We start from the raw sequence: 13,151 nt of genomic DNA, 5'->3' as shown, positions 1-13,151 counted from the left end.
AGCAAGAAGGTCAAGAAGAAAGCCCAGCAGCTATTCAAGACGTTATGTCTTGCGCTGTTGGGCTTTTTAATGTGTGTGACTATGCTTTAATAAATTGTGGATCATCAACATTGTAAGCGACCCAACCATCTTTTTCGATGAATAGGCGAACAGCAACGATTTGACGGTTATCCATCAAAGTGAAGAAGTGATTTGTGTTCTCAGGAACGGAGATCACGTCACCTGGCTCAAGTTCAACATCGAAATAGCCAAGTTCTTCGGATTTGATAATGAAAATCCCTTTACCAGAAACGATAGCGCGGATTTCATCTTCGGTGTGCGTGTGCACTTGTTCGAATTTTTTAAGAAGCTCTTCTATATTTGGAGTTGCATCAGAAAGTGAGATTACGTCCCAAATTTCATAGCCGCGTCTTGCAGCCAAGTCTTTAATTTCACCTTCATAAGTGGAGATGATTTCTGCTTTCTCTTCATCATTCAGTACGAATTTCTCGCGAAGTGCTACAGGTAGCTTATCAGCGTCCCAGTGCTCATAGACAACCTCTTGACTATCCAAGAAGGCTTTAACTTCCGCTTCGCCCTCGATACGTTCATTGGTGTTGCGAATTCTAATTTGTGCCACGTTACATCCCTCTTTCATAAATAAATATATACATATTATAGAGGATATCGGGCTGACTGTCGATGGAGGGATATAAATTTTTCCGATAAATCCTATAGGAATTTACCTCCACATCATAAAGCATATTTTCGTTTACCGAAAATGACTTTATGATTGGCGATAAAAATAACCTTTTAAACGCGGTCGATAATCCTGGAATTACATCGAAGTAAGTTTTATCATAATTCAAAATCTTTTCATAGAAGCCGTATTCTGTTACACTAAAACTTAACATAATTTGTCGATTTTTTTCTCATTTTCGGTTAAGGATAAGTTGAAAGGGAGTCTTGCCATGAAAAAACCACCGATTCAAGAACAGCTTAAGAAAAAGATTATGATCCTAGATGGTGCCATGGGTACGATGATTCAGCAGGAGAACTTGACCGCTGAGGATTTCGGAAGTGATGATCTGGACGGATGTAATGAAATTCTATGTGTTACGCGCCCAGATGTTATTCAAAAAATTCATGAAGCTTATTTCGCCGCTGGCGCTGATATGATAGAAACGAATACGTTCGGAACGACGAGTGTCGTTTTGGCGGAGTATGACTTGCAAGATCGTCATCGGGAGTTGAACATCGCTGCTGCGAAATTGGCGATTGCTGCCGCTGAGAAATATTCAACACCAGAATGGCCGCGATACGTCATTGGTGCTATGGGGCCGACGACTAAAACTTTGTCCGTGACAGGCGGCGTAACGTTTGAGCAATTGGAAGAAAGCTATTACCAGCAGGCGCTTGCCCTTGTTGAAGCAGGCGTAGACGCGATGCTGCTTGAGACTTCCCAAGATACGCTGAATGTTAAAGCGGGCAGCATCGGGATTCGCAGAGCATTTGAAACATTAGGCGTAGAACTTCCAATTATGATCTCAGGTACGATTGAACCAATGGGCACAACGCTAGCTGGGCAAAATATTGAATCCTTCTATATCTCGCTCGAACATTTGAAGCCGATTTCGATGGGCTTGAACTGTGCGACGGGTCCTGAATTTATGCGCGATCACATACGTACGCTTTCCAGTATTGCGGACACAGCAATCAGCTGTTATCCCAATGCAGGCTTGCCGGATGAGAACGGTCACTATCACGAATCACCGGAATCGTTGGCGAAGAAGATGGCTGGCTTTGCGGAGCAAGGCTGGATCAATATTGCCGGTGGCTGCTGTGGAACGACGCCTGATCACATTCGTGCGATGGCAGAGACGCTTGCGAATTATAAACCAAGAACAGAGTTCGGTACCCATCCTCCTGCGATCTCCGGGATTGAGACTGTATATATCGAACCAGAAAACCGTCCAATCATGGTTGGTGAACGGACGAATATTTCCGGATCCAGAAAATTTAAGCGTCTCATTAAAGAAGGCAAGTTCGAAGAGGGCTCAGAAATCGCTCGTACACAAGTGAAGAACGGCGCACATGTGATCGACATCAATTTACAAGATACGGATATTGATGAAGCATATGCCGTAGAAGAGTTCATGCAAGAGGTTGTGAAAAAGGTCAAAGTGCCATTAATGATTGACTCGACTTACGATCACATTATTGAGCTTGGACTCAAGTATTCACAAGGAAAAGCGATTATCAACTCGATTAACTTAGAAGATGGCGAGACGAAATTTGCAGGTATTTTACCTCTGATTCATCGCTACGGGGCATCGGTTGTTTGTATTCTCATTGATGAGCGTGGGCAAGCGGTATCGCGTCAGGCGAAAATCGAAGTGGCCACACGTTCGTATGAACTTTTGACTGGCAAGTATGGCATGAATCCAGAGGATATTATATTTGATCCGAATATGTTCCCTGTCGGCTCAGGAGATCCGCAGTACATTGGTTCCGCTGTGGAAACCATTGAAGGTATTAAGATGATTAAAGAGAAGTATCCGCTTGCCAAGACGATTCTTGGATTAAGTAATATCTCCTTCGGTTTGCCGGATGCGGGTCGTGAAGTTCTGAACTCTGTCTACTTGTACCACTGTACGAAGGCAGGACTTGATTATGCGATCGTAAATACGGAGAAACTAGAACGGTATGCTTCGATTCCGGATACAGAGCGTCAACTAGCAGAGGATCTCATTTATAATACGAATGATGAGACTTTAGCGAATTTCGTAGCTCATTTCCGTGAGAAAAAGGTGGAAAAGAAGGAGAAGATTTCGAATCTATCTCTGGAGGAGCGACTGGGCTCTTACGTGATTGAAGGTACGAAGGAAGGTTTAATTCCGGACTTGGACAGTGCGCTTCAAACCTATTCCCCGCTAGAGGTTATTAATGGACCGCTGATGAAGGGAATGGAGGAAGTTGGCCGTCTATTCAATAACAACGAACTCATCGTTGCTGAGGTGCTTCAAAGCGCCGAGGTTATGAAAGCATCCGTTAATTATTTAGAGCCGTTCATGGAGAAATCTGAGACAGCGGTGAAGGGTAAAATCATTTTGGCAACGGTCAAAGGGGACGTTCACGATATTGGGAAAAATCTCGTGGAAATTATCCTTTCCAATAATGGTTACAAAATTGTCAACCTGGGGATCAAGGTACCGCCAGAGCAAATTATTGAAGCATACCGCAAAGAGCAAGCAGATGCTATTGGTTTGTCAGGCTTGCTGGTGAAATCAGCTCAGCAGATGGTTGTTACTGCGCAGGATTTACGCACAGCAGGCGTGGATGTGCCGATTCTCGTTGGTGGTGCGGCGTTAACGCGCAAATTTACCAAAACACGGATTCAGCCTGAGTATGAAGGCGTAGTTCTCTATGCGAAGGATGCGATGGATGGCCTTGATATTGCGAACAAGCTTAGCGATCCTGAGCAGCGCCAACGTTTGATTCAAGAGCTAAGAGAAAGCCTAGAGTCAGATGTGATGGATACAGGTAAAAAAGAAGAGAAGCTGCCACAGCTTACACGTGTGAGTTCATCCGCTGTGTCCAAGGATTTGCCAGTACAGGTGCCGCAAGATACAGAGCGTCATATCTTACGAGACTATCCGATTGGTCATTTGATGCCGTATGTGAACATGCAGATGCTGTTAGGGCATCATCTTGGGTTAAAAGGCAAAGTGGAGCAGCTGCTCAGCGATAAAGATGCCAAAGCACTTCAGTTGAAAGACACGGTTGACTCGATCCTACATGCGGCTCAACATAATGGGATTATTAAAGCTCACGGCATGTATCGCTTCTTCCCGGCGCAATCTAGTGGCAATGATGTGATTGTGTACGATCCATCGGATACAAGCAAAGTGCTCGAGACCTTTACGTTCCCTCGTCAAGATAAGGAGCCGTACCTCTGTCTAGCTGATTATTTGAAATCAGTCGAAAGCGGCGAAATGGATTATGTTGGATTCTTGCTTGTAACAGCCGGTCATAACATTAATGAATTGGCCAAGGAATGGCGCGACAACGGGGATTACTTGAAATCCCATGCACTGCAAGCGACTGCGTTAGAAGTCGCGGAAGGTTTTGCTGAGCGCGTTCATCACATTATGCGCGATGTGCTTGGTATTGCGGATCGTGTTGATATGACGATGCAAGAAAGATTTGGGGCGAAGTATATCGGACAACGCTTCTCGTTCGGTTACCCAGCTTGCCCTAATCTCGATGATCAAGCAAAGCTGTTTAATTTGCTGAAGCCAGAAGATATCGGCGTTGAATTGACGGAGTCGTTCATGATGGAGCCGGAAGCTTCGGTGTCTGCAATCGTCTTTGCACATAAAGAAGCACGTTATTTTAACGTAGGATAAGTAGGCGAGAGCGAGGCAGCTAGCAGGAACAATCGTGTTCCGCGGCATCCTCGCTTTCCGTTTTACTCTCTGAAGAATGGGGTTTGGCTTGTGGATTTGTACTTTTTGGGAACGGGGGCTGGCATGCCCTCCAAGCAAAGAAATGTAACTTCGATTGCCTTGAATTTATTAGACGAACGGGGAACCTACTGGCTGGTGGATTGCGGGGAAGGAACGCAGCAGCAGATTTTGAACTCGCCAGTGAAGCTGGGGCGAACGGAGAAGATTTTCATCACCCATTTGCATGGCGATCATCTATATGGGCTGCCAGGTTTATTGACGAGTCGCTCCTATTTAGGCGGCGATACGCCTTTGACGCTGTATGGGCCACGTGGACTTAAGCAATTCGTGGACACTGCCTTAGAGGTCAGCGGGGCACATCTCGGCTATACGCTGCACCTTGTTGAACTCGATGAAGAGGGCATTATTTTCGAGGACGATAGCTTTGTAGTAGAAACGGCTCGATTAGAGCACCGCATCGAATCTTTTGGTTTTCGCATCGTGGAGAAGGATCAGCCTGGCAAGCTTCTGAATGAAAAACTTAAGGAGCTTGGCATTCCGGCTGGTCCGATTTATGGCCAATTAAAGCAAGGGCAAACTGTACAGCTTGATGATGGTCGGATCATAAATGGGCAGGATTTCTTAGGCGCTCCCGTCCCTGGTCGAGTGGTTGTCATTCTAGGGGACACACGCTACTGTGAGGGAGCCAAAAAGCTTGCCCGCGGCGCGGATGTTCTCGTCCATGAAGCGACGTTTGCGATGGATAAACAGGAGCTTGCTTATGCGTTTGATCACGCGACGTCAACCGATGCCGCGCGGACAGCGCAGGAGGCAGGAGCGAACGCCTTGATCATGACGCATCTTAGCTCTCGTTATCAAGGCGAGAGCATCAATGTGCTGCTGCACGAAGCACAGCACATCCACGCTAACAGTCACTTGGCGAAGGATTTCTGGAGCTTTGAAGTACCGCGCAAAGTGTAATAAAATAAGCTTCTTTCGCTCTTTTCTTGGCGAGAGAAGCTTATTTTTTGCTTTTTAGCTTCAATTTCTGATGTTCACTTCATACACTAAACAAAACCAACGGAAATCGAGGTGGAGTATGGAGATTACACTCGGCGAAGTGCTGCTTTCTATCTTTATATCCTCGATCTTCTTCATCATTATTAAGCAAATTTGGAAGTCTTACAAAGATTCAGAATAGTTTGAAAAGTTAGCGTGGAAGCCCTATACGGAAGGCTAGGGCTTCTGATAAAATGATTGTAACCGCTTTAGATATGGGGGTGGACATGACGTACTCGGTTTACAGAGCAACTGTATACCAGATCTCCTTTTTTATTTTGATTTGTGCTATATTTGGAATTTTATGTATATCAAAGGAAGCGTATGCCAGTGAAATACCAGTTTCACAAGGTAAATCTGCAGTAGCATCATCGGTTACAGGAGTTACATATAGTGCAACCCAAGCGGTGGATGGATTTATTTATACGAAATGGGCAGCAAGTACGTCACAACTTCCACAATGGTTAACGGTAGACCTTGCGCAGAATGTCCATGTTGCTCGAGTTGAAACCGTATTTGAACATGTGAATAGTTCCTATGACTACAAGATTGAAACTTCAATTGATGGTATTAATTGGAGTGTTTTTGCAGATCGTTCGGCGAATTCAGCGATCAACTTTCCCTTTTATTTGGATGATGGTGATGTTCTCGCAAGATTCGTTCGACTACAAGTACTGGGGGTAGGCTCACCGGGCGATTCAGCTAGTGTTTATGATTTTCGCGTGTATTCAACAAGTGAACCTCTAGCGCTGCTGTCACAAAATAAAACTACGGCGGCTTTTAGCAGCTTTTCCGGTACTTGGGGCTCCGACAAAGCTGTGGATGGTCAATTGTTATCTAGTTGGGCACCAAGCAGTACTTCACTACCTCAGTGGCTAGTGGTAGATCTCGGTCAGCTGCGGAATGTGCAGCGATTCGAAACGACCTACACGAATCAGCAAGATGTGTATGGGTACAAAATTGATTTTTCAGTCGATGCACTTACCTGGTATACCTTTACGGATCGTACAGCGAATATGCAGAGGGGAGACCCGCGTTATGTTGATGATGGGAATGTCACGGCGCGATATTTCCGACTCACGACGACGAGTGCGGCCTCGGGAGGGTATGCAAGCGTAGCGGAATTTCAAATTTATGGACCTGATAACGGTTCGAGTGGGGGTACGAATCCCCAGACACTCACTAGCGTCTATTTAGATGAGGAGAGCTACAGCGTACAACCTGGTGAAGCGAGATCCAGCTTTTTATCAGGTGTTTACGCCAATGGGCAAACGAATAGTATTCAATCAGGCGCCACCTATCGAATGGCAAATACTGCAGTAGCAACAGTCAATGCGAGTGGTGTGATCACGGGAGTCGCTGCCGGCACAACTACGTTGACCGTGACCTATAATGGGAAAACGACATCTGCTAGTATTACGGTGACATCTCTTTTGACGAATGTAAATCGCATTGCCTTCGATGCTTATTCGTATACGTTCCCAATTGGTGCCACTAGATCACCTTCTATCATTGCGTATAAGTACGACAGCACTACACAAACGCTATCAACTGGACTTACTTATTCGAGTTCAAATCCTTCAGTGGCTACTGTGAACGCAAGTGGCTTGGTGACAGGTATCTCGGCAGGTACAACGACAATCACCGCTTACTATGGCAATTTTACGGCGTCAGCAAGTGTGCAGGTAACAGTTCCAGTAAGTCGAATCGAACCCGACGAAAGTTCATTATTGTTGGATGTAAATGCGACACACTATCTTGCCATCCGAGCTTATGATAGTCAAAATAATTCCTCCGATGTCACTTCCAGTACGAGCTTCATAACTTCAAATTCATCTGTCGTCACCATCAGCAGCAGTGGTTATATCACAGCCGTAAGTGCAGGAAGTGCCATTATCACTGCAACGTATAGTGGTATCTCTACAACGGTGTATGTGACAGTAGGCTTCAGAGACATCATAGCGCCGGTTTGGAACTATGGTTCAAGTGTTACAGTAACGCCAGAATCAAGTGGTTCTATTACACTAACCTGGTCCGCGGCAACGGATAACGTTGGGGTCACATCCTATCGGGTCTATATGGATTCGGAGCTAATGACGACTGTGTCTGGAAGTGTGCTCTCCACGCAGCTAACCGGATTAATGACGGGCACGGCTATAAATTTCAAAATAGAAGCGGGCGACCTAGCGAACAACTGGTCATCTACAGGTCCAACAACCTCCTACACGATAACCGATGTTGTGAAGCTAACAAGCAATTCCACAATTTTGCTTACGGGCGAGCGGGTGCGAGAAGCTGCTCCTGACGGAAGTATGCTTTCAAGAATTCATATCGATGAGAATGAGATACGAGATGCTTTTAAAGCTTTAAACAATGGCACAGCTTCGTTATTGTCGCTGCAAATTCAGGATGATCATGATACAACAATCGTCGAATTTTCAGCTAGTGTCATGAATGATCTATCTGGAACTGGAACGAATGGAAGTCTTCAACTGGATTTGTCAGCGATTCAGGTTTCAATTCCATGGCTCCTTTTTAAAAATCATGTAACAGAAGCTGAACAATCGAATGGGCTATTTTCAGTTAAAATTCGGCATGAAGCGGGTCAAGTTGCGGAAGCTTTACAGCGGAAAGCAGACCAAGAACAAGCAAATTTGCTGCTCACGAATCCAATCGAGTTCGAAATCCAAGCAGGCGGTCAATCTATTCGATTTTATGACAATATGCACATGGAAAGATCCATTGCACTTCCAGGTACATCGTACACACCTAATGTGACTGCTGTTCGATTCGATGAAGCTTCAGGTGAAATATCCTTTGTCCCCTCACGACTCACAGGTGGCGATAACAATTGGAGAATGGTGATTAAAGACCAGTATGGCGGATTGTACTCTATCCTTCAGAAGGATAAGCATTTTGATGATATGGGTACACACTGGGCGAAAGAGGACGTACAGATCCTTGCTTCCAAAGGCATTATTACAGGAGTTGATGATCTACGCTTCGCGCCTGAGAAAGAAATTTCACGTGCTGAATTTGCTACATTGCTCATTCGCGCGCTTGGTATGCGAGTTAACGGATCTGTTCAAGAGGCTACTGGATTCAAAGATATCCACGCGACAGACTGGTATGCTCAAATGGTGAGCACAGCGGCGAAATCAGGCTTAATTGAAGGGTATGAGGATGGTACCTTCCGACCTTCGCTGCAAGTGACACGCGAACAGATGGCAGCTATGATCAACCGAACGATTCAAACGACTGGTGCCCAAGAAGAAAGCTATGCACAGGATGCGATTCTGAAGTCGTATACCGATCAACATGCTATAGATAACTGGGCAAGAGAAGCGATGGCGTTTACTCTGCACAAAGGGCTGATTCAAGGAGTCACGGAGACGCAGCTTAGTCCTAATGCCTCCGCGACGCGAGCACAAGCGGCTGTTATGTTGAAACGGTTACTCATTTATTTGCAATATATAAATTAACTTAGGAAGAGAACGCAATTCGCCAGTAGGCGATAGCGTTCTTTTTCTCATTTTCGAGGCGGATGTCACGATGATTACAAATTCTTCATAACACGCAAATCAGCAGAAAATAAAGCTCTGGTAATCTAAGATTGTAAACTCTAGTTGAAGGGCGTGAGGAAGAATGAACGGAGTACCTCTATTAACGGCGCCACAACCTGCTAAACTGATGGTGAAGCTGGCAACCCAAGCATCTGAAATCGAACAAGCGATGAGACTGCGGTATCAGATTTTTGTGGAAGAAGAGAAGAATTTACTTCTTCGTAATGAGAGTAGGTTGGAAATGGATGCCTACGACGTTTATTGTGATCATCTCATTGTCAAAGAGCTGGAGTCAGATCAAGTTATCGGTACGTATCGTCTTCTTCCAGGAGACCGTGCTAGCGAGGGAATTGGGTTTTATTCGGAAACTGAATTTGACTTAGGCAGCTACAGTCATTTTAGAAAGCAATCCTTAGAGTTAGGCCGTAGCTGTATCGCACCTGAATATCGCGGCGGTAGAGCCATTAGTATGCTCTGGGAAGGGATTGCTAGTTATATTAGCAATAGCCATTTTACGCATTTGATCGGTTGTGCCAGTGTTCACATCCCAACGATAGAGGAATTAAATGAAATTTATACAATGCTTTGTCAGAAGCATGTTCTGACGGAGCGCTATGGGATCAAGCCTCGCGAGACACATCGAATCTCTGGACTTGCTCAGATTGATCTTGCTGGGAAAGAGAAAGAAATGTTTCGAAAGCTGCCTCCATTGATGAAAGGCTATCAACGGCTAGGGGCTGAAATTGGCGGAGATCCCGCGTATGATGAGCTATTTGGGACTGTAGATTTTTTCATAATCTTTCAAAAAGATCACATCACAAGTCGGTACAAACGACACTATCTGGCTACAGACTAAGAGGAGGAGGACATGTCTTGTACGAGTGGATTGCCAAACTTACTTTAAATGAGAGTAACGGTGCACAAAGCCGTTTGGCACGTGTGCTACCCATTTTCCCATTGTGGATGATGTCCTGCTTATGTGTCATGATAGCCTCGATATGGTGTGTAGCTTCACGAAATGGGTTTCTTAAGCGTGTGGAACATAATCTTGCTGATCTATTAGGACCTATTTCTAAACGCAGGCTACGGAGGCTCAGAAGACGTTACGTGAAAAATGTGGTGTACTCGTTTTGTGAGATTTTACTTTTGTCGAACCGCATGCATGAGCGGAATTTCAAGCTGCAGGGTGAGGAGCATTTGCTGGAAGCGGAGCAATTGGCTAAGGGCAAAGGATTTATCATTTACGCGCCTCATGTTGGTAACTTCTTTAGTTATTATTGGTTCTTCACCAAAAGATACGATTGCCTCACTGTCGCTTCCGCAGGAAGTCCGGAGCTGTTGCCGCTGTATATGAAATTTGCTGAGCTAGGATGTAAAGGCTTAGATTATGACAGTGTGCCCCCTCTTGAGCTGTACCGGACATTGAAAAAGCATGTGCAATCCGGTGGTGTCGTCTTCCTGTTAGGCGATTTCTGGCGATCTTCATTTCCGCTATCAAAATTATTTGGCAGGGTAACCCGAACGCCGGAAGGTGCGGCGATGTTATCACTGGAACAGCAGGTCCCCATTGTGCCGTTTTATGGGTACAGGAAGCGAAACTTTCAACATCAACTCATTGTTGGAGCCCCAATTAACTTGAGCTCCCAAGTAGAGCGAGTATCGCGATCGGCAAGAGCCGAGATGAACCTTATCCTAAATAACTTTATTGAAAAGGCTATTCGAGAACAACCAGCTTCGTGGTTTTATTGGTTTAATGCTCATGAGCGTTGGGAGAATGTACATCATCAAGTAAGAGCATAAGAACGGAGGGGTATGAATGGATTCAGGTAGCCACTTATTGTTTGGTGTTAGCCTAGCAGGACTTGCGTGTTTACAACCGGCCGTCGTTCAAGAGCCAGTGCTGTTGCAGGCGATTCTTGCGGGAACATTAGTAGGATCCTATGCGCCCGATTTTGATACGGTTGCTCGCTTGCGAGGGTATGCCAGCTATGTCCGTACGCATCGAGGCGTGACACATTCTTTGCCAGCATTATTGATATGCCCGTTATTGATCAGTTTGCCGTTCGCGGCGGTTTTTGGTGTGTGGGAGCACTTTCTTAGTTTATACCTTTGGACGTTTCTAGCAGTCGTTTGTCATGTAGGCTTAGATGTACTGAATGTTTATGGAGTACAATGCTTGCGGCCATTCACGAAAAAATGGTTTCATCTCGATACACTTTGCCTGTATGATCCATTCCTATTTGGGCTTCATGGGTTAGGTGCCATCCTATGGATTGTCGTTTGGCGAGGGGCATCAGGAGAATATATTGGTGAAATGTACGCGCTCATTTTTGCAGCTACACTGCTCTATATTGCCATCCAAGCCTCTGGGCGTAATAACCTGATGAAGCTTGTACGAAACGAGTTAAGGCTCTCAAATGGCGTCTGCCACCTTGTGCCGAGCTTAAGTTGGTTCTACTGGCAGTTTATTTTTGAAAGTGAGACTAGTTTCTATCTGGGTGAGATTCGCGCGGGCAAGGTGACCGTATTTGAGCAGTACAGTAAGCAAGATTACAATACGCAAGGTTCCCATCCGATTGTCAAAGCAACCATGGGGACAGAGGCTGTTCGTTCTTTTCTGCATTTTGCTCAGCACATTTATGTGAGTTGGAAAGAGAAGAATGGCGGGTACGAGGTGCAGTGGCGTGACATGCGGTTCTGGCACAAACGAAAGTTTTCTTTCGGGGTCGACGTTCACCTGGATAGTAACATGAATGTGGTGAGTGATCGGATTGGAATGGATAAAAAAGCATGGGATCCCCCTTATGTGTAAAAAGTGGTTGAGAAGCCTCATTCCTATTGGAATGAGGTTTTTACGTTTGGTGTGCACATACTAAATGTGCCCAATTTGTCATTTTAAAAAAGAGGGGAATAGGCTGTTCAGGTTGAAAATATGGTACAATAGTCCTAGGTAGGTTGATGTGTTTACTTTTAGAATATGTAACATTGGAGCGGGGATGAATGAAGAGAAGAGAACCGCATGATGAAGGTTTTACGCTAGTTGAAGTTCTAGCAGCAACCGTTATTTTGGCAGTAGTTTCGATGGCGATGATGGCATTCTTCATACAGGCGATGTCCTATAATAAAGGCAATCAGAATAAGACTGTCATGATCAATTTGGCGAGAAATGCTTTGTTTTATATGGAGAGGCAGTCGTTTAATGAGATGCGGGAGTACTTTATTACTGGAACGGTCGTACATACAGGTATAGATCTGAAGGAAGCTCAATGTAGTATGGACTCCGCTGTGCTCAAATGCGATACAAATTATAAGACCCTAGAAAAAATGACTGGGCTTTGGGATGTGTTTAATCCTGAAGTAAACGGGAAGCAGTATGAGGTGACAGTAAAATATCAGAAAGAGTTAACAGTGGATACGGAAGTAATAAATCCTGAAAAATTCACCTATTTGATTCCGATATCTGTCACTGTGAAAGACAAGAACGCTTCAGACAATAGCTCACGCAATCAAGCAAACGTGGAGGGGTATATTCTGGATGAATCGATTCGTTAATGGGTTTTTAAAACGGGAAGAAGGTCTATCGTTAGTCGAGTTACTCGCTGTGCTGACTATTCTTTCGTTAGTCATGGGAACGATTTATGGTGTCATTACGTTTGGTTATACCTCTTACAATAAAGTAAAGGTTGAGAATGAGCTGCGGGATGAGGCAGATATTGTCATGTCAACGATTATGACGGAATTGTACACGGTTGGCCCGACGACGATTGAAAGTAAACAAGGTGTGAACGGCATTACGCTAACACGCAAAGATCTCGTTGATGCTGAAACCTCGTACAGTGAAATCTACTTTGATCCTGTTCAGCCGGGTGTAATTAATCAGCTTCGACTAGGTGATCCGAAGGAAGTTCCGTCAGCGGTAAAAGCACTCGAGATTGCGTCTGATCTGAAGGGTTCAACTATACAACTTGAATGTGGCTCCATTATGCAGTGCCATAACGGACTTATCGTAGTCGATTTACATCTCATGCAGAAAGATGCCAAAGGGATCGCGCATACGTTGAACTTAAAAAGCAGATTCGGTTTTTAATGGGGGAGTGCGATT

Annotated in this window: 9 protein-coding genes; 8 read left to right on the top strand and 1 reads right to left on the bottom strand. The window is 45.0% G+C overall.

All coding sequences use genetic code 11. The annotated features are described in order from the left end of the window. Positions 1-79: 79 nt before the first annotated feature. Positions 80-619, bottom strand: coding sequence for a 1,2-dihydroxy-3-keto-5-methylthiopentene dioxygenase (locus AC58UX_RS17060; RefSeq protein WP_497254752.1), 540 nt, complete (start codon positions 617-619; stop codon positions 80-82). Positions 620-950: 331 nt separating this feature from the next. Here AC58UX_RS17060 and metH point away from each other — a divergent pair, with 331 nt between their 5' ends. The 8 genes from metH (at position 951) to AC58UX_RS17020 (ending at position 13,136) form a co-directional block, all read left to right on the top strand. After that, entirely contained in the window at positions 951-4,388 is a 3,438-nt protein-coding gene (gene metH, locus AC58UX_RS17055) for a methionine synthase (protein WP_497254750.1), read from the top strand. A gap of 90 nt (positions 4,389-4,478) precedes the next feature. Then, the gene (gene rnz, locus AC58UX_RS17050; RefSeq protein ID WP_497254748.1) at positions 4,479-5,408 is read left to right on the top strand and encodes a ribonuclease Z; all 930 of its coding nucleotides are present in this window, start codon (positions 4,479-4,481) and stop codon (positions 5,406-5,408) included. A 272-nt stretch (positions 5,409-5,680) separates the two neighbouring features. Continuing rightward, entirely contained in the window at positions 5,681-8,968 is a 3,288-nt protein-coding gene (locus tag AC58UX_RS17045; protein WP_497254746.1) for an S-layer homology domain-containing protein, read from the top strand. A gap of 163 nt (positions 8,969-9,131) precedes the next feature. Beyond that, positions 9,132-9,905, top strand: coding sequence for a GNAT family N-acetyltransferase (locus AC58UX_RS17040; protein WP_497254744.1), 774 nt, complete (start codon positions 9,132-9,134; stop codon positions 9,903-9,905). A gap of 17 nt (positions 9,906-9,922) precedes the next feature. Next, entirely contained in the window at positions 9,923-10,849 is a 927-nt protein-coding gene (locus tag AC58UX_RS17035) for a lysophospholipid acyltransferase family protein (RefSeq protein ID WP_497254742.1), read from the top strand. 16 nt (positions 10,850-10,865) lie between these two features. Beyond that, entirely contained in the window at positions 10,866-11,861 is a 996-nt protein-coding gene (locus AC58UX_RS17030; RefSeq protein ID WP_497254740.1) for a metal-dependent hydrolase, read from the top strand. Between the two features lie 188 nt (positions 11,862-12,049). Then, on the top strand, positions 12,050-12,601 hold the full coding sequence (locus tag AC58UX_RS17025; RefSeq protein ID WP_497254738.1) for a PulJ/GspJ family protein: 552 nt from the start codon (positions 12,050-12,052) through the stop codon (positions 12,599-12,601). After that, positions 12,585-13,136: a PilW family protein gene (locus AC58UX_RS17020; RefSeq protein WP_497254736.1), complete on the top strand. Its 552-nt coding sequence runs from the start codon at positions 12,585-12,587 to the stop codon at positions 13,134-13,136. Before AC58UX_RS17025 ends, AC58UX_RS17020 begins: the two co-directional genes overlap by 17 nt. Positions 13,137-13,151 lie beyond the last annotated feature (15 nt).

This window comes from Paenibacillus sp. J22P90 (assembly GCF_059692195.1).
This window is presented reverse-complemented; position numbering and strand designations above follow the sequence as displayed.